The 21,315-nt window shown below is 61.0% G+C and carries 21 protein-coding genes and 1 pseudogene; 7 read left to right on the plus strand and 15 right to left on the minus strand.

Annotated features, from left to right (window positions below; translation table 11 throughout):
* Window positions 1-147: 147 nt before the first annotated feature.
* The 3 genes and pseudogenes from thyA to HXW87_RS01720 all read right to left on the minus strand — a co-directional run.
* A pseudogene (thyA, locus tag HXW87_RS01710) lies at window positions 148-807 on the minus strand (thymidylate synthase); the annotation flags it as partial.
* Between the two features lie 50 nt (window positions 808-857).
* A complete protein-coding gene (gene lgt, locus HXW87_RS01715) occupies window positions 858-1,673 on the minus strand; it encodes a prolipoprotein diacylglyceryl transferase (protein WP_239778360.1) in 816 nt (271 codons plus the stop codon).
* Between the two features lie 93 nt (window positions 1,674-1,766).
* A complete protein-coding gene (locus tag HXW87_RS01720) occupies window positions 1,767-2,549 on the minus strand; it encodes a sulfite exporter TauE/SafE family protein (protein ID WP_047297179.1) in 783 nt (260 codons plus the stop codon).
* A gap of 130 nt (window positions 2,550-2,679) precedes the next feature.
* On the opposite strand from HXW87_RS01720, the gene HXW87_RS01725 reads away from it, so the two are divergent.
* The gene (locus HXW87_RS01725; protein ID WP_239778361.1) at window positions 2,680-3,426 is read left to right on the plus strand and encodes an NRDE family protein; all 747 of its coding nucleotides are present in this window, start codon (window positions 2,680-2,682) and stop codon (window positions 3,424-3,426) included.
* A 159-nt stretch (window positions 3,427-3,585) separates the two neighbouring features.
* Here HXW87_RS01725 and ptsP read toward each other — a convergent pair whose 3' ends face one another.
* Together ptsP and HXW87_RS01735 are read right to left on the minus strand one after the other, a co-directional pair.
* Window positions 3,586-5,865, minus strand: a complete 2,280-nt coding sequence (gene ptsP / locus HXW87_RS01730) for a phosphoenolpyruvate--protein phosphotransferase (RefSeq protein WP_041072165.1) — start codon at window positions 5,863-5,865, stop codon at window positions 3,586-3,588.
* A gap of 22 nt (window positions 5,866-5,887) precedes the next feature.
* Complete coding sequence (locus tag HXW87_RS01735; RefSeq protein WP_003229203.1) at window positions 5,888-6,367, minus strand: RNA pyrophosphohydrolase; 480 nt, start codon at window positions 6,365-6,367, stop codon at window positions 5,888-5,890.
* Window positions 6,368-6,510: 143 nt separating this feature from the next.
* On the opposite strand from HXW87_RS01735, the gene HXW87_RS01740 reads away from it, so the two are divergent.
* Window positions 6,511-7,167, plus strand: coding sequence for an HAD family hydrolase (locus HXW87_RS01740; protein WP_047297181.1), 657 nt, complete (start codon window positions 6,511-6,513; stop codon window positions 7,165-7,167).
* A gap of 119 nt (window positions 7,168-7,286) precedes the next feature.
* Here HXW87_RS01740 and HXW87_RS01745 read toward each other — a convergent pair whose 3' ends face one another.
* Entirely contained in the window at window positions 7,287-7,712 is a 426-nt protein-coding gene (locus HXW87_RS01745) for a DUF2269 domain-containing protein (protein ID WP_095668078.1), read from the minus strand.
* 39 nt (window positions 7,713-7,751) lie between these two features.
* Complete coding sequence (gene ilvA / locus HXW87_RS01750) at window positions 7,752-9,266, minus strand: threonine ammonia-lyase, biosynthetic (RefSeq protein WP_041072159.1); 1,515 nt, start codon at window positions 9,264-9,266, stop codon at window positions 7,752-7,754.
* 308 nt (window positions 9,267-9,574) lie between these two features.
* Here ilvA and rpiA point away from each other — a divergent pair, with 308 nt between their 5' ends.
* Complete coding sequence (gene rpiA / locus HXW87_RS01755) at window positions 9,575-10,249, plus strand: ribose-5-phosphate isomerase RpiA (RefSeq protein ID WP_041072157.1); 675 nt, start codon at window positions 9,575-9,577, stop codon at window positions 10,247-10,249.
* A 176-nt stretch (window positions 10,250-10,425) separates the two neighbouring features.
* Here rpiA and HXW87_RS01760 read toward each other — a convergent pair whose 3' ends face one another.
* The 4 genes from HXW87_RS01760 to HXW87_RS01775 form a co-directional block, all read right to left on the minus strand.
* Window positions 10,426-11,343, minus strand: coding sequence for an SdiA-regulated domain-containing protein (locus HXW87_RS01760; RefSeq protein ID WP_239778362.1), 918 nt, complete (start codon window positions 11,341-11,343; stop codon window positions 10,426-10,428).
* Window positions 11,344-11,533: 190 nt separating this feature from the next.
* The gene (locus tag HXW87_RS01765) at window positions 11,534-12,457 is read right to left on the minus strand and encodes an SdiA-regulated domain-containing protein (protein WP_095668075.1); all 924 of its coding nucleotides are present in this window, start codon (window positions 12,455-12,457) and stop codon (window positions 11,534-11,536) included.
* Window positions 12,458-12,744: 287 nt separating this feature from the next.
* Window positions 12,745-13,410, minus strand: a complete 666-nt coding sequence (locus tag HXW87_RS01770) for a fumarylacetoacetate hydrolase family protein (RefSeq protein WP_027610530.1) — start codon at window positions 13,408-13,410, stop codon at window positions 12,745-12,747.
* A gap of 39 nt (window positions 13,411-13,449) precedes the next feature.
* Window positions 13,450-14,844, minus strand: a complete 1,395-nt coding sequence (locus HXW87_RS01775; RefSeq protein ID WP_121182511.1) for an FAD-binding oxidoreductase — start codon at window positions 14,842-14,844, stop codon at window positions 13,450-13,452.
* A gap of 204 nt (window positions 14,845-15,048) precedes the next feature.
* On the opposite strand from HXW87_RS01775, the gene serA reads away from it, so the two are divergent.
* Complete coding sequence (serA, locus tag HXW87_RS01780) at window positions 15,049-16,278, plus strand: phosphoglycerate dehydrogenase (protein ID WP_003229219.1); 1,230 nt, start codon at window positions 15,049-15,051, stop codon at window positions 16,276-16,278.
* A gap of 62 nt (window positions 16,279-16,340) precedes the next feature.
* On the opposite strand, the gene HXW87_RS01785 is transcribed toward serA, so the two are convergent.
* A complete protein-coding gene (locus HXW87_RS01785) occupies window positions 16,341-16,766 on the minus strand; it encodes a DUF4399 domain-containing protein (RefSeq protein ID WP_041072147.1) in 426 nt (141 codons plus the stop codon).
* Window positions 16,767-16,901: 135 nt separating this feature from the next.
* Here HXW87_RS01785 and HXW87_RS01790 point away from each other — a divergent pair, with 135 nt between their 5' ends.
* On the plus strand, window positions 16,902-17,465 hold the full coding sequence (locus HXW87_RS01790; RefSeq protein ID WP_121182513.1) for a transporter substrate-binding domain-containing protein: 564 nt from the start codon (window positions 16,902-16,904) through the stop codon (window positions 17,463-17,465).
* A 101-nt stretch (window positions 17,466-17,566) separates the two neighbouring features.
* Here HXW87_RS01790 and HXW87_RS01795 read toward each other — a convergent pair whose 3' ends face one another.
* Entirely contained in the window at window positions 17,567-18,052 is a 486-nt protein-coding gene (locus HXW87_RS01795; RefSeq protein ID WP_047297187.1) for a DUF523 domain-containing protein, read from the minus strand.
* A gap of 1 nt (window position 18,053) precedes the next feature.
* Entirely contained in the window at window positions 18,054-18,686 is a 633-nt protein-coding gene (locus HXW87_RS01800; protein WP_041072141.1) for a 2OG-Fe(II) oxygenase, read from the minus strand.
* 108 nt (window positions 18,687-18,794) lie between these two features.
* Here HXW87_RS01800 and HXW87_RS01805 point away from each other — a divergent pair, with 108 nt between their 5' ends.
* Entirely contained in the window at window positions 18,795-19,547 is a 753-nt protein-coding gene (locus HXW87_RS01805) for a DUF2059 domain-containing protein (protein ID WP_108589223.1), read from the plus strand.
* 103 nt (window positions 19,548-19,650) lie between these two features.
* Here HXW87_RS01805 and HXW87_RS01810 read toward each other — a convergent pair whose 3' ends face one another.
* Entirely contained in the window at window positions 19,651-20,598 is a 948-nt protein-coding gene (locus HXW87_RS01810) for an alpha/beta hydrolase (protein ID WP_239778363.1), read from the minus strand.
* A gap of 99 nt (window positions 20,599-20,697) precedes the next feature.
* On the opposite strand from HXW87_RS01810, the gene HXW87_RS01815 reads away from it, so the two are divergent.
* Complete coding sequence (locus HXW87_RS01815; protein WP_239778364.1) at window positions 20,698-21,276, plus strand: DUF6436 domain-containing protein; 579 nt, start codon at window positions 20,698-20,700, stop codon at window positions 21,274-21,276.
* Window positions 21,277-21,315: the final 39 nt, after the last annotated feature.

Genomic DNA, 21,315 nt, shown 5'->3' on the forward strand with positions numbered 1-21,315 from the left:
GATGACCTTCACGGCTTCCTCTCTCTTCAAAGCGGCCCGTACTATACACAATGTGCATTTCGTATTGGGGCACAATAAATGAGCTTGGAAGGTAAAGCCTTACTACGCAGCCATTGCGTAATGTGCGGTTTCGTCGAGGGGGTATAATAGACCCAGGTCATTGGAGCGGATGTACAGGGTCAGGGAGATCTCTTTGGTCTCGACGTTCGGGTGGAACTGGTACAGCAGATGGCACGGCGGCAGGGCCATTTCATCGAGCTGGGCGCAGTTCCAGCCGTGGAACAGGATGCGGCGGCTGCCTGGATCCTTGATGATCGTGTCGACGCACTGGCGCACTTGATCGATGGCTTTGTACAGCACCACGTAGGCCTGACCATCCTCTTCGCCTTGGGCGATCTGCTTGTAGCCGTTGTTCAGGGTTTGTTCGATGGCGGCGGTGTTACTCAGCGGGATCTGCTTGTACGCCGGCCACTTGCGCCATTGCACACCGTAAATTTCGCCGAGGTCGTCTTCGCCCTGACGGAACGGGTTGGCCAGCCACTGCGCGTTTTCGTTGGCGTTCTGGTCCCAGACCTTGCAGCCCAGCGCACGGAATTCAGCGGCATTGTTCACGCCACGCAGAAAACCGCACATCTCGCCGATGGCCGATTTGAAGGCCATCTTGCGGGTGGTGATCGCCGGGAAACCTTCCTGCAGATCGAAACGCAGCATCGCACCCGGGAAGCTGATGGTGTTGATGCCGGTGCGGTTGGCCTGTTTGGTGCCGTTCTGGATAACGTGCGAGACCAGTTCGAGATATTGCTTCATGAGTTACCTGTGTCCTTTGAGCCCCGGCGTCGCGCGCCGGGGTTCGTAGTTTAAGCGGTCGGCGCGAGCGGCGCTGCCGGCGCACGACGATAGGCCAGCCAGATCAGGAACAGCCCGCCGACGATCATCGGCACGCACAGCACCTGACCCATGGTCAGCCAGTTCCAGGCCAGGTAGCCCAGTTGCGCGTCCGGGACGCGGACGAACTCGACGATGAAACGGAAGATGCCGTAGAACAGCGCAAACATGCCCGATACCGCCATGGTCGGACGCGGTTTACGCGAGAACAGCCACAGGATCAGGAACAGCGCGACGCCTTCGAGCGCGAACTGATACAACTGCGACGGGTGACGCGGCAGCTGCGCCGGATCGCTGAACGGCGGGAAGATCATCGCCCACGGCACGTCGGTCGGCTTGCCCCACAGCTCGGCGTTGATGAAGTTGCCGATACGCCCGGCACCCAGACCGATCGGCACCATCGGCGCAACGAAGTCCATCAGCTGGAAGAAGGTCTTGCCGTTACGCTTGCCGAACCACAGCGCGGCGAGCATCACCCCGATGAAGCCGCCGTGGAACGACATGCCACCCTTCCACACTTCGAAAATCAGCGTCGGGTTGGCGATGTAGGCGCTCAGGTCATAGAACAGCACGTAACCCAGACGTCCACCGACAATCACCCCCATCGACAGCCAGAACACCAGATCGGAGAGTTTCTCCTTGGTCCAGGTCGGGTCGAAACGGTTGATCCGGCTCGACGCCAGCAGCCATGCGCCGCCGATGCCGACGAGGTACATCAGGCCGTACCAGTGGATTTTCAGCGGACCGATGGCCAGGGCCACCGGGTCAATCTGCGGGTAAGGCAGCATTGCGACTCCTCGTTAGAGTTGAAACCAAAATTCCCGGGCGACGCTGCCACCTCAGGATTAAGCCAGGATTGCGGCCTGTTCTGAACCAGAGGCTCAGAGCAGGAAATTCAGGCCCACGCAGAACAGCAAAGCGGCGAACAGCCGTTTCAGCAAGCGCGGCGACAACTTGTGCGCCAGACGCGCGCCGAGACGGGCGAATACCATGCTGGTCAGGGCAATGCCCAGCAGCGCCGGCAAATAAACAAAACCGAGACTATGCGGCGGCAACAACGGATCATGCCAGCCCAGAATCATGAAACTTAAGGCACTGGCCAAGGCGATCGGCAAACCGCAGGCCGACGACGTGGCCACCGCTTGCTGCATCGGTACGCTGCGCCAGGTCAGGAACGGCACGGTCAGCGAACCGCCGCCGATCCCGAAAATCGCCGAGGCCCAGCCAATCACACTGCCGGCCACGGTCAGACCCAGTTTGCCCGGCACCGTTCGACTGGCCTTGGGTTTGACCTCCAGCGCCAGTTGCACGGCAATCACCAAGGCGAACACGCCGATGATCTTCTGCAGGTTCGGCCCGGAAATCGCCTCGGCGGTCAGCGCACCAAAACCGGCGCCGAGCAGAATGCCCACGGTCATCCACATGAAGATCGGCCAGCGCACCGCACCGCGCCGATGGTGCTCGCGCACGGCATTGACCGAGGTGAAGATGATGGTCGCCAGCGATGTCCCTACCGCCAGGTGCGTGAGGATCGACTGATCGAATCCCTGCAAGGTAAAACTGAACACCAGCACCGGGACAATAATGATCCCGCCGCCCACCCCGAACAGCCCGGCCAGCACGCCCGCACAGGCGCCCAACGCCAGATAGAGCAGAAATTCCATGACCGTCTCCCAGACGCATCCCCAAAACCGGAGCGGCATGGTAACGGATGCATGCCCTCCGGCTCCACTTGCGATGGATGCACGGACGCCGACTGCGTAGAGTGAGCAGAAAACACACAAGGACCACCTTATGTGCCTGATCGTTTTCGCCTGGCGCCCGGGCCATGCCCAGCCGCTGATCGTCGCGGCCAACCGTGACGAGTTCTACGCCCGCCCGAGCCAGCCGCTGGCGTCATGGGCCGATGCGCCGCACGTACATGCCGGGCGCGATCTGGAGGCTGGCGGCACCTGGCTGGGGATTGGCGCCAACGGGCGCTTCGCCGCGCTGACCAATATCCGCGATCCGCGCCAGCCGCCGGCGCGCACGTCGCGGGGCGAGCTGGTGGCGCGGTTTCTCACGGGCGATGCGTCGATTGATGATTATTTGAGCAATGTGGTCGCGCGCTCGCCGGAGTACGCCGGGTTCAACCTGCTCCTGGGTAATGCCCATGAGCTGTGGCACTTCAATGCGCGAACGTCTGAACCGGTGATGCTCGAACCCGGGGTTTACGGTCTGTCGAATGCCGGGCTGGATACGCCGTGGCCGAAGTTGCTCAAGGCCAAGGCCGCCCTGAGCGCGGTGCTGGACGATCCACAACCTGCGCAGTTGCTGGAGTTGCTGGGCGATGCGCACACCGCACCGTTTGCCGAACTGCCGGACACCGGAGTCGGGCTGGCGACCGAATCACTGCTGTCGAGCGTGTTCATCGCCAGCCAGAGTTACGGGACGCGAGCGAGTACCGTGTTGATTGTGCAGGCGGACGGCACGCGGCGGATGATCGAGCGCAGTTTCGGGCCGTATGGCGGGCATTTGGGGGAGGTGGAGATCAATACCTGAAAGTGAGCAACCATTGTGGCGAGGGAGCTTGCTCCCGCTCGGGTGCGAAGCAGCCGCAACCCAGCCAATGCGATCTCTCAGAAGAATCTCATTGACCGAATTGGGAGCGCTCCGCACTCCAGCGGGAGCAAGCTCCCTCGCCACAGGGCCATCAGCCTTTTAAAGGGCCTTGTTGACCGCCGGCGGATTCATCTTCGACAAGCCGAGATTCTTCAGCGCCAGTTGCAGCGAGCTGTGAATAACCTGCGGGTTGTCGATGGTCATCAGCTCGGCCAGCAGATCCTTGGCCTTGCTCAGGTTGATCTGGCGTAGCATCCACTTCACTTTCGGCAGGTTGGTGGCGTTCATCGACAGGCTGTCGAAGCCCATCGCCATCAACAGCACCGCGGCGGCTGGATCACCGGCCATTTCGCCGCAGATGCTCACCGGCTTGCCTTCGGCATGCGCGTCGCGCACCACGGTCTGCAGGGCTTGCAGCACCGCCGGGTGCAGGTAGTCGTAGAGATCGGCTACTCGCGGGTTGTTGCGGTCAACCGCCAGCAGGTACTGAGTCAGGTCGTTGGAGCCGACCGACAGGAAGTCCACCTGGCGCGCCAGTTCCCTGGTCTGATACACCGCGGCCGGAATCTCGATCATCACACCGATCGGCGGCATCGGCACGTCGGTGCCTTCGTCGCGCACTTCGCCCCAGGCCCGGTGGATCAGGTGCAGGGCTTCTTCGAGTTCGTGGGTGCCGGAGATCATCGGCAGCAGGATCCGCAGGTTGTTCAGGCCTTCGCTGGCCTTGAGCATCGCACGGGTCTGCACCAGGAAGATTTCCGGGTGGTCGAGGGTCACGCGAATCCCGCGCCAGCCGAGGAACGGGTTGTCTTCCTTGATCGGGAAGTACGACAGCGACTTGTCGCCGCCGATGTCCAGGCTGCGCATGGTCACCGGTTGCGGGTGGAACGCGGCGAGCTGCTCGCGGTAGATCGCCAGCTGTTCCTTCTCGCTCGGGAAGCGCTGGTTGATCATGAACGGCACTTCGGTGCGGTACAGGCCGACGCCCTCGGCGCCGCGCTTCTGCGCCCGCGCCACATCGGCCAGCAGACCGGTGTTGACCCACAACGGCATGCGGTGCCCGTCGAGGGTCACGCACGGCAGATCACGCAGGGTGTCGAGGCCCAGCGCCAGTTGTTTCTCTTCTTCGACCACCTCGGCGAACTGCTTGCGCAGCACGTCGCCGGGGTTGGTGTAGACCTCGCCACGGGTACCATCGACGATCACTTCGATGCCGTCGACCTTGGCGTACGGCAGATCGACCAGGCCCATTACCGTCGGAATGCCCATGGCCCGGGCCAGGATCGCGACGTGGGAGTTGCCCGAGCCGAGGACCGACACCAGACCGACCAGCGTGCCTTCCGGCACCTCGCCGAGCATGGCCGGCGTCAGTTCTTCGCTGACCAGAATGGTTTTTTCCGGGTAGACCAGGTTCTGCTGACGCTCTTCCTGCAGGTAAGCCAGCAGGCGCCGGCCGAGGTCTTTGACGTCCGACGCACGCTCGCGCAGGTAGGCGTCATCCATCAGTTCGAAGCGGTTGACGTGCTCAGTGACCACCTGACGCAACGCACCCTGGGCCCACTGGCCGGTCTTGATCACGGTGGTGATTTCGCTGCCCAGCGAGGCATCGTCGAGCATCATCAGGTAGACGTCGAACAGCGCGCGCTCTTCCGGACGCAGCTGGGTCGCAAGTTTGGCGGACAAGGCGCGCATGTCGGCGCGCACGCCTTCGATGGCGGTCTTGAACAGTGCCAGTTCGGCGTCGATGTCGGTGATGTGCTTGTCCGGCACCACGTCCAGATCCGCTGGCGGCAGCATGACCACCGCGGTACCCACCGCAGCACCTGGCGAACCCGGTACGCCGACGAACTTGGCTTCCTGAATGCCCTTGCCCTGACGGCCCAGACCACGGATCGAACCGGTGGCCTCGGCGTGGGCGATTACGCCGGCGAGCTGCGCGCTCATGGTCACGAGGAAGGCTTCTTCACCTTCATCGAACTGGCGGCGTTCTTTCTGCTGGATGACCAATACGCCGACGACGCGGCGGTGGTGAATGATCGGCGCCCCGAGGAAGGAGGCGTAGCGCTCCTCGCCGGTTTCGGCGAAGTAGCGGTAGCGCGGGTGATCCGCGGCGTTTTCGAGGTTCAGGGGTTCTTCACGCGTGCCGACCAGACCCACCAGACCTTCGTTGGGTGCCATGCTGACCTTGCCGATCGAGCGCTTGTTCAAGCCCTCGGTAGCCATCAGGACGAAGCGGTTGGTCTCGGGATCAAGCAGGTAGACCGAGCAGACCTGGCTGCCCATGGCCTCTTTGACGCGCAACACAATAATCCCCAACGCCGCCTTGAGATCCTTGGCGGAGTTAACTTCCTGGACGATCTTGCGCAGCGTATTGAGCATGGCTCGGGGTCGAACTCCGTCGTCAGTCGCGCGCTAAAAGGCGCGGGGCAAGCTCTTTGAGGGCGCGTCGATACACCTCGCGCTTGAATGTCACCACCTGGCCCAACGGATACCAATAACTGACCCAGCGCCAGCCATCGAACTCCGGTTTACCGGTCAAATCCATCCGCACCCGCTGCTCGTTGGAGATCAGGCGCAGGAGAAACCATTTCTGTTTCTGGCCGATGCACAGCGGTTGGCTGTGGGTACGCACCAGACGTTGCGGCAAACGATAGCGCAACCAGCCCCGGGTACAGGCCAGTATTTCAACATCTTCACGTTCCAGGCCAACTTCTTCGTTCAGCTCGCGGTACAAGGCGTCTTCCGGCGTCTCCTCGGGGTTGATTCCCCCTTGCGGAAACTGCCAGGCATCTTGATTGATACGGCGAGCCCATAGCACCTGGCCGGCGTCATTCGTCAGAATGATCCCGACATTGGGGCGGAAACCATCGGGGTCGATCACGGCAACAACCTCGCAAACGCATGTCGCCGCATTGTTCCACAAAGCTTGATAAGGCGGCAACGAAGGTTCCTACCTTATGTGCACTCTTGTGAAAAGACCGTATTCTTGTCGCCTTTTTACTGACTTTTCAGCGGGTAACTGCAATGCGCCTGGCTCTATTCGATTTGGACAACACCCTTCTGGGCGGCGACAGCGATCACGCTTGGGGCGACTATCTGTGCGAACGCGGCTTCCTCGATCCGGTGGCGTACAAGACGCGCAACGACGAGTTCTATCAGGATTACCTGGCCGGCCAGCTGGATAACGCCGCGTACCTGAACTTCTGCCTGGAGATTCTCGGTCGCACCGAAATGGCCGTGCTTGAGCAGTGGCATAACGATTACATGCGCGACTGCATTGAGCCGATCATGCTGCCCAAGGCGCTGGAGTTGCTGAAACAGCACCGTGACGCCGGTGACAAACTGGTGATCATCACCGCCACCAACCGCTTCGTCACCGCGCCGATTGCCGTGCGCCTGGGCGTTGAAACCCTGATCGCCACCGAGTGCGAGATGGTCGATGGCCGCTACACCGGGCGCAGCACCGACATTCCGTGCTTCCGCGAAGGCAAGGTGACGCGCCTGAATCGCTGGCTGGAGGAAACCGGGCATTCGCTGGATGACAGCTATTTCTACAGCGACTCGATGAATGACTTGCCGCTGCTGGAGCAGGTGGCGAACCCGGTGGCAGTGGATCCGGATCCGAATCTGCGGGCCGAAGCCGAGAAGCGGGGCTGGCCAGTCATTAGTCTGCGCGGCTGATATAGCTATCGCTGGCAAGCCAGCTCCCACAGGTTTTTCAGGTGGTCACACCATTTGTGTTCGCTACAGATCCTGTGGGAGCTGGCTTGCCAGCGATTAAAGCAACGCGGTCTCAAGCTTTAAACAGGCTTGGCGCCCATCAACCCGGCAATGGCGATAAAGCAGACAAAGCTGAACAACGCCAAGGCCAGGCTGAACCGCCCCACCCCGCCCGGCGCCTTGCGCAAGCGATTCAACCGCACCAGCAACCAGAACCATGCCAGCGCCGCCACGGTGTACAGCACGCTGGAGGCCAGCAGCCAGGTCTGCCCCAGCGGCCAGCCGACCAGATGCACCATGCCCCAGCCCGTGAACGGCATGCTCAACAGTGCCAGGCCCATCAACAGCCAGATGAACACCCGTGGCCGTTGCAAGGTGCGGCTGCCCGCCGCTGCATCACCCTTGCGTTTTGCCAGAAACACCCAGACTCCCAGTCCCAGCGCACCGGCCAGCAATACTACAGTGGCGACCATGTGCGCGGTTTTCAGGGCAGTTAACGTTTCCATTGTTCGATTTCCTCAGGGCCTGCCCATCAGCGTAGCCGCTCAGCCGAGAAACAACTGATAGGCCGGGTTTTCGCTTTCATCCCAGTACGGATAACCGATTTCCTCAAGCGCCGCCGGCACCAGATGGCGCTCGTCATGCGGTACTTGCAGGCCCGCGACCACACGGCCGTCAGCTGCGCCGTGGTTGCGGTAGTGGAACATCGAGATGTTCCAGCGCCCGCCGAGCTTGTTGAGGAAGTTGAACAGCGCACCCGGGCGCTCCGGGAATTCGAAGCGGAACACCACCTCGTCGATCACGTGCGCCGCATGGCCACCCACCATGTGACGAATGTGCAACTTGGCCAGTTCGTTGTCGGTCAGGTCGAGTACCGGGAAACCCTGCTCGGTCAGGCTCGCCAGCAGCGCGCTGCGCGGGTCGTTTTCCGGGTGCGTCTGCACGCCGACGAAGATGTGCGCTTCGCTGCCGGTGTTGTAGCGGTAGTTGAATTCGGTGATCTGGCGCTTGCCGATCGCTTCGCAGAAGGCTTTGAAGCTGCCGGCCTTCTCAGGAATGGTCACGGCGATGATCGCTTCGCGACCCTCGCCCAGTTCGGCGCGCTCGGCGACGTGGCGCAGGCGGTCGAAGTTGACGTTGGCTCCAGAGTCGATGGCGACGAAGGTCTGGCCGCTGACGCCGCGCAGTTCGACGTACTTCTTGATCCCCGCCACGCCCAAGGCGCCGGCAGGTTCGGTGATCGAGCGGGTATCGTCGTAGATATCCTTGATTGCCGCGCAAATCTCGTCGGTGCTGACAGTAATCACTTCGTCGACGTAGTCTTTGCAGATGTCGAAGGTGTGCTGGCCGATCTGTGCCACCGCCACGCCGTCGGCGAAGATGCCCACGGTCGGCAGTACCACGCGCTCACCGGCGGCCATGGCCGCTTGCAGGCAGTTGGAGTCGTCCGGCTCGACGCCGATGACCTTGATGTCCGGACGCAGGTATTTCACGTACGCCGCGATACCGGCAATCAGACCGCCGCCGCCGACCGGCACGAAGATCGCGTCCAGCGGTTGCGGGTGCTGGCGCAGAATTTCCATCGCCACGGTGCCCTGCCCGGCAATGGTGTGCGGATCATCGTACGGGTGGATGTAGACGTAGCCCTTTTCATCGACCAGTTTCAGCGAGTAGGCCAGTGCTTCCGGGAACGAATCGCCGTGCAGCACGACTTTGCCGCCACGCGAGCGCACGCCTTCGACCTTGATCTCCGGAGTGGTCTTGGGCATGACGATGGTGGCTTTCACACCCAGCACTTTCGCCGCCAGCGCCAGCCCCTGCGCATGGTTGCCCGCCGACGCGGTGACCACGCCACGGGCGCGCTCTTCGTCGGTCAGCTGGGTCAGCTTGTTGTAGGCGCCGCGAATCTTGAACGAGAACACTGGCTGCAAGTCTTCACGCTTGAGCCAAATGTCATTGCCCAGCCGCTCGGAGAGCTGGCGAGCGTTCTGCAGCGGGGTTTCTACGGCAACGTCATAAACGCGCGAGGTGAGGATCTTTTTGACGTACTGTTCGAGCATCGGAAAGCATCACTGGCGATTGGGCGGGACCGACGAGTCTAACCCGGCTTTTGGGCGCACGACCACACTGAACAGGGGGTTTTAGCCGGGGCGAACAGTTTGTGATGTAAACCTCATTGTGGTGAGGGGATTTATCCCCGACCGGCGGCGCAGCCGTCGTCAACCTGAGAGCGCAATATTTGCGAGGGGGGCTGGGAGCGCTTCGCCCTCCATCGGGGATAAATCCCCTCACCACAGGAGTTTTCGCCGGGCATGGGGGCTATAATGCCGGCCTTTCCGAACTCACCTTGCCCGCTTCCGGAGCCCGCATGACCCAGGATCAACTCAAACAGGCAGTGGCTCAGGCCGCCGTCGACTTCATCCTCCCGAAACTCGATGACAAGAGCATCGTCGGGGTCGGCACCGGCTCCACCGCCAACTGCTTCATCGATGCGCTGGCCCAGCACAAGGGTGCGTTCGATGGCGCGGTCGCCAGTTCCGAAGCCACTGCCGCGCGCCTCAAGGGCCACGGCATTCCGGTGTATGAGCTGAACACCGTCAGCGACCTCGAGTTCTACGTCGACGGCGCCGACGAGAGTGACGCGCACCTGAACCTGATCAAGGGCGGCGGCGCCGCCCTGACCCGCGAGAAGATCGTCGCGGCCGTGGCCAAGACCTTCATCTGCATCGCCGACGCCAGCAAACTGGTGCCGGTGCTGGGCGAATTCCCGCTGCCGGTGGAAGTGATCCCGATGGCCCGCAGCCACGTCGCCCGCCAACTGGTGAAACTGGGCGGCGACCCGGTGTACCGCGAAGGCGTGCTGACCGACAACGGCAACATCATCCTCGACGTGCATAACCTGCAGATCACCAACCCGGTGGAGCTGGAAGCGCAGATCAACGCGATCGTCGGCGTGGTCACCAACGGCCTGTTCGCGGCGCGCCCGGCGGATCTGCTGTTGCTGGGCACCAGCGAAGGTGTAAAAACGCTGAAGGCTGAGTAAGCAGAGACTGCCCACCATTTGTAGGCAGATGCAAAACCTGTAGGAGTGAAACCTGTGGTGAGGGGATTTATCCCCGATGGGCAGCGAAGCGGCCCCAAGAGCTGGGACCGCTGCGCAGTCCATCGGGGATAAATCCCCTCGCCACAAAGCTCACTCCTACTTTTTTGTGGTGTTGATCAGTTTTGCGCAGGTTTCTTGAAGACGTAAAACAGATTCGGCTCACTCACCAGATACAACGTCCCGTCGTCATCCATCGCGATCCCTTCGGCTTGCGGCACGCTTTTCTGTAGGCCTTGGCGGCCCCTGTTGAGTGACAGTGTGCTCAGCGGACGCCCATCCACATCCAGTTCCAGAATCAGCCCCGACTCGTCGGACAGCGCCAGCAAATGGCCGCTGCGCTCGTCGTATTGCAGGCTCGACAGATCGCGCACGAACATCCCCGCATCGCGCTTGGGATTATTGATCACGTGCACCGCGTAGGATTTTTCCGGATTGAAGTGCGGGAATCCGTGCACTTCATAAATCAGCATCGGGTCGCGTTCCTTGGCCACGAACAGGCGTTTGCCCACCGAGTCATACGCCAGGCCCTCGAAGCCCTTGTTGCCGCTCATGTGCACGCCAAGTGTCATCTGTTCGGCATCCGCCGCATCGAGGAAGGTCGTGTCCTGCTCAAGATGCACCTTGATCAGCCGTTGCTCTCGCTCGTCGGTAATCACGTAGGTGTCGGCGCTGATGAACTCCACCGCTTCCGCATCGCCAAAGCCGATCAGTGCGATACGCCGCAGGATCTTGCCGTCGAGCGACAACTCGACCAATTCGGCGTGCTTATTGGTCACGGTGAACAGGCTTTTGCGCAGCGGATCGTAGGTCAGCGCCGACACATCGTCGTTCAGCCCGTCGATGACCCGAGCCTCGACCTCGACCTGGTACTGATCCAGGCCGATGGCCTGGCTGCTTAACGGTTGCCACACGCTGTGCAGGTTGAACCAGGCGCGCTCGAACAGGCGCAGGTATTGGCCGATCGCGATCAACGCGATCAGGGCAATCACTGACAGGATGGCAAACAGGGGCTTGGGACGGGCAAGTCGACGCATTCAGGCAGGCTCGGGATCAAAACAGGCGGATGAAATATCACGCCTGTCTGAACTGAAGCTTAATGGCCACTTGCCCTTGTCCACAACAGAACCGTGTAGAAGCTGCCGCAGGCTGCGATCTTTTGATCTTGAAAAACAAAAGCAAAAGATCGCAGCCTGCGGCAGCTCCTACAGGGAGAGATTCAGGTGGTTATTTCTGCTTTTCGAAACGGTAGAACAGGTTCGGCTCACTGACCATGTACAGCGTACCCGCGTCGTCCATGGTCACGCCTTCGGCGCGGGGAATGGTGCTCTTCAAACCGTTGAAGCCGCCCAGCAGGGTCATGAAGCTGACTTGCTCGCCCTTCTCGTCCAGCTCCAGCAACAGATGCGAATCGGCGGACAGCACCAGGGTGTGGCCGGTACGCGGGTCGATGGCCAGCGCCGAGAGGTTGCGGATATCCAGCTCATCATTGGCCAGCTTCTGCTTGTCACCCTTGAGGATCTGGCTGCCGTCGCTTTTCCAGGTGAACAGCGCCGGCGGCCGTTCTTCGCCCAGCAGCAACTGTTGATTGCGCGGATCCCAAGTGATCGCCTCGAACGCCTTGTTCTGGTCTTTCGAGGGGCCCAGATCGTATTTCGGGAATTGGTCGCGCTGCAGTTCGCGGGTTTCGGCATCGACCTTGACGATGGAGAGCAGGTGTTCGCGCTCATCGACGATCGCCATCAGGCCGTTTTGCAACACGGTCACGCCTTCCGGATTGCTCCAGCCCACCAGCGGCATCTTGCGCAGCACATCACCCTGCAGGGTCAGTTCAACCAGGAACGGGTTCTTGCCCATCACTGAAAACAGGGTTTTGGTCTGCGGGTTGTAGGACAGGTCAGAGGCCTCGTCCTTTTCCATGCCCGGCAGCAATTTACCGTCGATGACCACACGATAGTCCGGCAACCAGATGCTCGCTTTCTGCTCGGCCTGGCTTTCGAAACGCTCGCGCAACCAGAGCAGGCCACGGTCGTCCCAATGCATGGCAAACGCCAGGCCGTACACAGCGGCAAGCACCAGCAACAGCCAGACATACCAGCGCAGGGCAAAACGTGAGCGACGAGGAGGATTGAGCTGTGTTTGAGCTGACATCAGGGACGCGTTCCGAAAATTCAGGCTATGGGTAATAGCACAAAGAGGCCGGCTCAGACGCCAGAATGAGAGGAATTATCCGGACAGAATGTGAAAAAAACGGCAAATGGCGGGATTGGCGTGCGGCTTTGCGAGCCGCGACACATAACCAGTGTGGGAGTGAGCCCTGTTGTGAGGGGATTTATTGTGGCGGGGGCGCGAAGCGTCCCTGCTTTTCAAGGGCCTGCTGCGCAGTCCAGCGGGAGCAAGCTCCCTCGCCACAGTTGCTGTGTATCGGATGCGTTCGGTCAGCGCACGCTGCTGCTGAAGCTGCTCGCGCCAACCAGTTCCAGCACAATGTCGTCGCCGACATTCAGCGGGCCGACGCCCACTGGCGTGCCGGTGAGGATCACGTCGCCGGCCTGCAGCGAAAAGCAGCCGGCCATGTGCTGGATCATCGGCACGATCGGGTTGAGCATCGCGCTGCTGTTGCCGTCCTGACGCACTTCACCGTTGATGGTCAGGCGAATGCCGATGTCGGTCAGGTCTGGGAACGTGCTGCCGACCACGAACGGCGCGATCACCGCCGCGCCGTCGAACGACTTGGCGATTTCCCATGGCAGGCCCTTGGACTTGAGCTCGGCCTGCTTGTCGCGCAGGGTCAAATCCAGCGCCGGAGCAAAGCCGGAGATCGCATCCAGCACTTCTTCGCGGCTCGGCTTGGTCGACAGCGGCTTGCCGATCAACACGGCGATTTCCGCTTCGTAGTGCACCGAGCCGCGCTCGGTCGGAATGCTGAACCCGCCTTCCAGCGGCACCACGCAACTGCCCGGCTTGATGAACAGCAACGGTTCGGTAGGCACCGGATTGTCCAGTTCCTTGGCGTGTTCGGCGTAATTACGGCCAATGCACACCACTTTCCCGATCGGGAAGTGAATGCGCGTGCCGTCGACGTACTGGTGCTGATAGCTCATTTACCGACTCCTGCCTTCATTGATTCAGGGGATTGCCAATCAAACCGCGAAGATCTTGCCCGGGTTCATGATGCCGTTCGGGTCGAATACCGCTTTGACCGCTTTCATGTACTCGATTTCGACCGGCGAACGGCTGTACGTCAAGTAGTCGCGCTTGGTCATGCCGACGCCGTGTTCGGCGGAGATCGAGCCGTTGTATTTCTCGACGGTTTCGAACACCCACTTGTTGACGGTCGCACACTTGGCGAAGAACTCGTCCTTGCTCAGGTTATCCGGCTTGAGGATGTTCAGGTGCAGGTTGCCGTCGCCGATGTGGCCGAACCAGACGATTTCGAAGTCCGGGTAATGTTCACCGACGATCGCGTCGATTTCCTGCAGGAATGCCGGGACTTTCGACACAGTGACCGAGATGTCGTTCTTGTACGGCGTCCAGTGCGAGATGGTTTCGGAAATGTACTCGCGCAGCTTCCACAGGTTGTGCAGCTGGGTTTCGCTCTGGCTCATCACGCCGTCCAGCACCCAGCCCTGCTCGACGCAGTGTTCGAAGGTTTCCAGCGCGGTGTTGGCCACTTCTTCGCTGGTTGCTTCGAATTCCAGCAACGCATAGAACGGGCACTCGGTGTCGAACGGCGCCGGTACGTCGCCACGGCCCAGCACTTTGGCCAGGGCCTTGTCAGAGAAGAATTCGAACGCGGTCAGGTCAAGCTTGCCCTGAAAGGCGTGCAGCACCGGCATGATCGAATCGAAATCAGCGGTGCCGAGGACCATCGCGGTGAGGTTTTTCGGCGCACGATCCAGACGCATGGTCGCTTCGACCACAAAACCCAAGGTGCCCTCGGCGCCGATGAACAGCTGGCGCAGGTCGTAACCGGTGGCGTTCTTGATCAGGTCTTTATTCAGCTCCAGCACATCGCCCTTGCCGGTGACCACTTTCAGGCCGGCGACCCAGTTACGGGTCATGCCGTAGCGAATCACCTTGATTCCGCCGGCATTGGTGCCGATATTGCCGCCAATCTGACTGGAACCGGCCGACGCGAAATCCACCGGGTAATACAGGCCGTTTTCTTCGGCGACGTTTTGCAGGTGTTCGGTGACCACGCCGGGCTGGCAGACGGCGGTGCGATCGGTGAGGTTCACGTCGAGAATCTGGTTCATGTAGTCGAACGACACCACCACTTCGCCATTCGCGGCGACGGCGGCGGCGGACAGCCCGGTGCGCCCGCCGGATGGCACCAGCGCCACTTTGTGGGTATTGGCCCAGCGGACGACGGCCTGCACCTGCTCGATGGTCTTGGGAAACACGATGGCGCTTGGCGCGGGCGCGAAGTGCTTGGTCCAATCCTTGCCGTACGCATTCAGGGAGTCGGCGTCGGTCAGGACCTTGCCAGGCTCGACCAGGGTCTTCAGTTCATCAATCAGGGCAGGATTGGTCATCGACAGAACTCTCGAACAATTCATGGTCATCCTGAAGACGCTTCACGTCGCAGGAATGAGTGTTTCGCGGGGTGGCTATGCTAGCATACCGACCCCGCAGGCCAGTGCCCAAGGCCAGTTCTGCGGTGACGGCTTTCTTGTCGTCCAGGTCAATGTCTGTTGACCATTTCCTGCCATTTTTCTCCGGGATACAGGTTTACGCAGATGAGCAAGACTTCTCTCGATAAGAGCAAGATCAAGTTCCTTCTTCTCGAAGGCGTCCACCAATCGGCTGTCGACGTCCTCAAGGCGGCGGGCTACACCAGCATCGAATACCTGACAGGCTCCTTGCCGGAAGCCGAGCTCAAGGAAAAGATCGCTGACGCTCACTTCATCGGCATTCGTTCGCGCACCCAACTGACCGAAGAGATCTTCGATCACGCGAAGAAGCTGGTCGCGGTCGGCTGTTTCTGCATCGGCACCAACCAGGTCGACCTGAGTGCTGCCCGCGAGCGCGGTATCGCCGTGTTCAACGCGCCGTACTCCAACACCCGCTCCGTCGCGGAACTGGTGCTGGCCGAAGCGATCCTGCTGCTGCGCGGCATCCCTGAGAAAAACGCATCCTGCCACCGTGGCGGCTGGATCAAGTCCGCAGCCAACTCCTTCGAGATCCGTGGCAAGAAACTGGGCATCGTCGGCTACGGCTCGATCGGTACGCAGCTGTCGGTTCTGGCGGAAGGCTTAGGGATGCAGGTGTTCTTCTACGATACCGTGACCAAGCTGCCGCTGGGCAACGCCACTCAGGTCGGCAACCTGCACGAGCTGCTGGGCATGTCCGACATCGTCACCCTGCACGTTCCGGAAACCGCGGCGACCCAGTGGATGATCGGCGAGAAGGAAATCCGCGCCATCAAGAAGGGCGGCATCCTGATCAACGCCGCGCGCGGCACCGTGGTCGAGCTGGACGCCCTGGCGGACGCGATCAAGGACAAGCACCTGATCGGCGCGGCCATCGACGTGTTCCCGGTAGAGCCACGCTCCAACGACGAAGAGTTCGAAAGCCCGCTGCGTGGCCTGGACAACGTGATCCTGACCCCGCACATCGGTGGTTCGACTGCCGAAGCCCAGGCCAACATCGGTCTGGAAGTGGCGGAGAAACTGGTCAAGTACAGCGACAACGGTACTTCGGTGTCGTCGGTGAACTTCCCGGAAGTGGCCCTGCCGGCTCACCCTGGCAAGCACCGTCTGCTGCACATCCACGAGAACATTCCAGGTGTGATGAGCGAGATCAACAAGGTCTTCGCCGAAAACGGCATCAACATCTCCGGTCAGTTCCTGCAGACCAACGAGAAAGTCGGTTACGTGGTGATCGACGTCGACGCCGAGTACTCGGAGCTGGCGCAAGAGAAGCTGCAACACGTCAACGGCACCATCCGTAGCCGCGTGCTGTTCTGATCGAACGCCGAGCAATGAAAAAGGGAGCCTTCGGGCTCCCTTTTTCATGCAACGCCGAAAACTTATTTGACGTTGACGGTGATTTTCTTCGACACGATCGGCGGATCGAACGGCATGTGGCCGCTGTCGCCCAGCTCCAGCTGCAAGGTGTGCTTGCCCGGGGCCAGTTTGATCGTAGCCTCGGTCTGCGCCTTGCCGAAGTGCATATGGTTGGCATCATTCGGAATCGGCGCGCCCGCCGCCGGCATTTGGTCAACGTCGATCAGCAGGTGATGGTGACCGGTATTCTTGGTAACGTCACCGGCCGGTGCCAGCGCAACGTCCTTGACCCCGAACTTGACCTTGAACTCCTGAGAAACCGTGGCCCCGTCTTCGGGAGAAACGATGAACACTTCGGCACCTTTAGGCGCCGGGGTCGCTGCACTGGCCAGCACTGAAACACCCATCAACAGGCCAGCCAAGGCTGCTCGTGACATAAACGTTTTCATTCTCTTCTCCAGTTTTTCCGTAAAATCCGCGCGGTCATGACAACTTCATGACCATTCGTTGTCGAAGGCACTCGACAACCATAGCAAAGCGAGCCTGACTCAGAGCATCGCAATAATGATTTCAAAGGAGTGACCATGCGCCTTCTGCCTGGCCTGATCTGCCTGCTACCCCTTCTGAGCCCCTTGGCTCACGCCGAACTGATTGATGACATCAACGACCGTGGCGAGTTGCGCATTGCCCTTGAGGCTAATACACCGCCCTTCAATTTCAAGGATGGCGACACACTCACGGGGTTCGAGGTCGAGCTTGGGCAACTGCTGGCCAACGAGCTGGATGTACGCGCCGACTTCATCGTCACCGACGAAGCCGACCTGCTCCAGGGCGTTGAAAGCGGCAAATACGACGTCGCGCTCAACCACATAGCACTGACACCTGAACTCAAGGATCGTTTCGACTTCAGCGAGTCTTACGGCAAGGTCGATTCGCAGTTGTGGGCGAAGAAAGATGAGCAGCCACGGCCAATGGTGCTGGTGCAGGCGCTGACCGAAGAGAAGCCGAAAGCGACCCCGGTGGAGCTGGCGATTCCGTTTCAGAAGGGTAATCCGGCATTTCACGCCAGCCTGGAAGGTGCGTTGCAGCGGATCAAGGCCGATGGGCGGTTGGCGGCGTTGTCCGCGAAGTGGTTCACCGAACCGTAGGAGCTGCCGCAGGCTGCGATCTTTAGATCTTGATTTTGAAGATCAAAAGATCGCAGCCTCGTTTCACTCGACAGCTCCTACAGACGGTCTTTGGTGGGCTTTTAGTCGAGGTGGGCCAGGGCCATGGAGGCCTGAGAAAGTTCGAGTTCACTGAAGACTTGAACCCCATGGCGTTTGAGCAGCGCAGCCGTCACGCCTTCTCCCGAGACCTTCACCCCACTGAACGTCCCGTCATAAGTCAGCAGATTCCCGCAGGAAGGGCTGTTGGCCTTGAGCACCGCGACGCGGATGCCGTGTTTCTGCACCAGCGCCAGCGCCTGCCGCGCGCCGTCGAGAAACTGCGCGCTGACGTTCTCGCCCTCGGTGGTGATCACCGCCGCCTTGCCATCGAGCACGTCGGCGCCCTGCCCGCCGGGGATTTCCGCCGCGGCGCGCGGGGTCGGCAAACCACCGGCCACTTCCGGGCACAGCGGCACTACACGGCCTTCGGCGATCCATTGTTCGAGCAAGTCGAACGGCCCGCTGGCCCCGCCGTCGTAACGCACGCGGTGGCCCAACAGGCAACGGCTGACCAGAATCTTCTGCATCTCAGAACGGTTCGTTGCCACGGCGGCGGAACCAGCCGGTCAGTGACAGGCGTTCGCGCTGCGCCGGCAACACTTCATGCGGTACTTCGCCGGAGAGGAACACCACCAGGCAGCCGCCGGTGGGTTGCACGTCATGCACACGGTCTTCGCTCAGGTACATGCGCAACTGACCGCCGTCTTCCGGCAGCCAGGCGTCATTGAGGTAGACCACCGCCGAGACCATGCGCCGGTCATCGTCGCGAAAACGGTCGACGTGCTTGCGGTAGAACGCGCCCGGCGGATACAGGGCGAAGTGGCACTCGAAATCCTCAAGCCCGAGGAACAACCCGCGATTGAGCGCCTCGCGCAGACTCTCCATCAGATTCAGGTAACGGTCGCTGGCCTCGGCCTGGCCCGGGTCGATCCACTGGATGTGGTCGCCGCGAATGCCCTCGCGAATCTCCGAAAACGGCCCACGGCCTACCGCTGCCGGCGCCAGTTCGCCCTCGGCCTCACGTTTGCGGCACTCGGCCGCCAGCTCACGGGTCAAACCCGCGGGCAGGAAAATGTTCTGCTGCGACCAGCCATGCTCGGCCAGGTCGTCGACGATACGTAACAGCAGCGGGTGTTCAGAGGATATTTGCATGGCGCGCATAGTATGCCGGCGGCAGGAAATCCGACAGAGCCACGCGGCGGCTTGATACGAATTCTCGACAAGTACCGGCACCGCACGGAGAATAGTCCGCTGCTGACAGGAGTCCCTATGCGCCGTTTGCTTTTTTCACTGTTGATGTTCTGCGTTTTGCCCGCCTGGGCGGACGGCCACGATCAGTTGTACAAGATCGCCGGCTGGCCAGATCAACGTGCGCATTTCAACGATGCCCTGAGTGCCGCGCAGCAGCGCTACCAGAACAACCTGCCACCGGCGGTGTTTCAGGCCCTGGTCAACAACAGCAACCAGCGCTTCGCACCGCAGGCCATGGATCAGCGTGCCGAAGCGCAATTGCGCCAGCACTTGGCCGATCCACAACCGGCGCTGACGTTCTTTCAATCGCCACTGGGCAAGAAAATCGTCGCCGCTGAATTGCTCGCCACCCGTCGCGATCAACTGGCGAAGAACGCCAAAGGCTTGCCGAAGATGCAGGTCAGCGACAGCCGTCTGCTGATCATCGGCCATCTGGCGCAAGCGCTGCCGGCGCGCGAGGCCGGCGCCGAAGTCAGCCTGGCGATTGCCGGCGTGGCGGCGGACAGCTTGAGTTCGATGATTCCCGGCCTGCTCGGCGGCGGTCAGGCGCAAGGCATGCTGAACGGCCAGCGCCAGCGCCTGATGGAGCAGATCGGTGCCGATTTGAACAACACGCTGCTCTATGTTTATCGCGATCTGTCGGACGACGAACTGGAGCAGTTCGCGACCTTTGCCGAGTCCAGCGAGGGCAAGGCGTATTACCAGGCGGCGCTCGCAGCGATCCGGGCCGGGTTGGCGGTGGGGCAAAGCTCTTCGAACCTTGGCCAGTAATTTCTATTGCCTGAAGGGCCGCCTTCGCGAGCAGGCTCGCTCCCACAGGTGATCGCGGTCTCCTGTGGGAGTGAGCCTGCTCGCGAAGAGGCCTTAACAGACGCTAGAGATTCCGCCCCCTGATCCGCTTGTTCAGAAACTCGAAATACTCCTCGCGCATCTCCAGCGTCTCGTTCGCCAGATGATGCCGCGCCTGCGGCAGCAACAGAATCTGCGGCCGGTCGAATTTCCACTTCAGCACCTGCAAGTTGTGCTGCCAGTCCACGGTCATGTCCGCCTGCCCCTGAATGATCAGCGGCCGTCGCGGACTTTTTTTCGCGTGCTCGACGCGGATGATCCAGCGCGACAGCGCACCGACCCACGCGGTCGGCAAGCGTTTGGGCTGTAACGGATCGGCCTGCAGAAACGGCAGGAAATCCGGGTCGTTGGAGTTTTCGCTGAAGCGCCGGGCGATGCCTCGCACGAAAGGTCTGAGCAGGTAATAACTGAGCTGCGACCAGCCCCAGGCGCGCGGACGTACCAGCGGCGCCAACAGGATCAAATGGCCTTGCGCCGGGCTGCCCTCGCCATGATTGAGTACATGGTCGACGACGATCGCGCCGCCGGTGCTTTGCCCGCACAGGTGCCAGGGTTGCGGCAGGGCAATCGAAGCGGCTTCGGCGAACAACGCCTGCAAGGCGTCCTGATATTCAGAGAAATCACGGATGCTCGCCCGCGGCCCACTCGACAGACCATGCCCCGGCAAGTCGCAGGCAATAACAGCAAAATCCTGATCCAGTGCCCACTCGATGACATGCCGGTACAGCCCGGTGTGATCGTAAAAACCGTGCAGCAGAAACAGCGTGCCCTTGACCTTCTCCGGCCACCAGCAATGGCTGACCAGCTCATACCCGTCCACTTCGAACCGGCCCATGCCGCGCCAGACATCGCGCTCGGGGAAATCGGTTTTATAAAACCGCTGATACGCCTTCGCTTCGTCCGACAACGGCTGCCACTGGGCCAAAGGCTTGAGGCTGGCGCGTAAATGATCGGCATCGAAAGTGTCAGGCATGCGGGTATTCCAAAGCGGTAAACAGACTTTATCGGCCTGCGATATTCATCTGTTGCGGCAAGCATGGCAAGCTAGCCCCCCTTCGAGGATCGAAAAACCATGCGCTCGCCCTACCGCACCGCACTGTTTGCCAGCCTGCTCGCGCTTGTGTGTGCCGGGGTACTGTGGGCGGCGTACGACTGGTTTCAGGGGCGTTATCTGCGTGCGTTCAGTCAGCACACTGCGGTGTTTTCCGGTGATTCGCTGCGCCTGCCGGATGAGCTGGCCGGCCCCGGCAAAATCCGTTTCGTGCATTTCTGGGACCCGGCCTGTCCGTGCAACGTCGGCAATCAACAGCACCTGACGGAAATGGTCGAGCAGTTCGGCCCGCGCGGCGTGGAATTCTTCGCCGTGCAAAAGGCTGGCAGCCACGGCCAGTTGCCCGCGACCCTGAGCAATCTGAAACACATCACGGTGTTGCCCGGTTCCGATCAGGTACCGGCCAGCCCCGCCGTGGCGATCTGGGACCGCAGCGGCAAACTGGCGTATTTCGGCCCCTACAGCGAAGGCCTGACCTGCAACTCCAGCAACAGCTTTATTGAACCGATCCTCAACGCGCTGATGGATGATCGACCGGTCAACGCCACGCACACCCTGGCGGTCGGGTGTTATTGCCCTTGGCCGGTGATGGTGCAGTAAGGCATTCCGGACTTTTCGAGGACAGCGATGCACGGCACG

The organism is Pseudomonas sp. Y5-11 (assembly GCF_022368695.1).
GTDB classification, from domain to species: Bacteria; Pseudomonadota; Gammaproteobacteria; order Pseudomonadales; family Pseudomonadaceae; genus Aquipseudomonas; species Aquipseudomonas parakoreensis.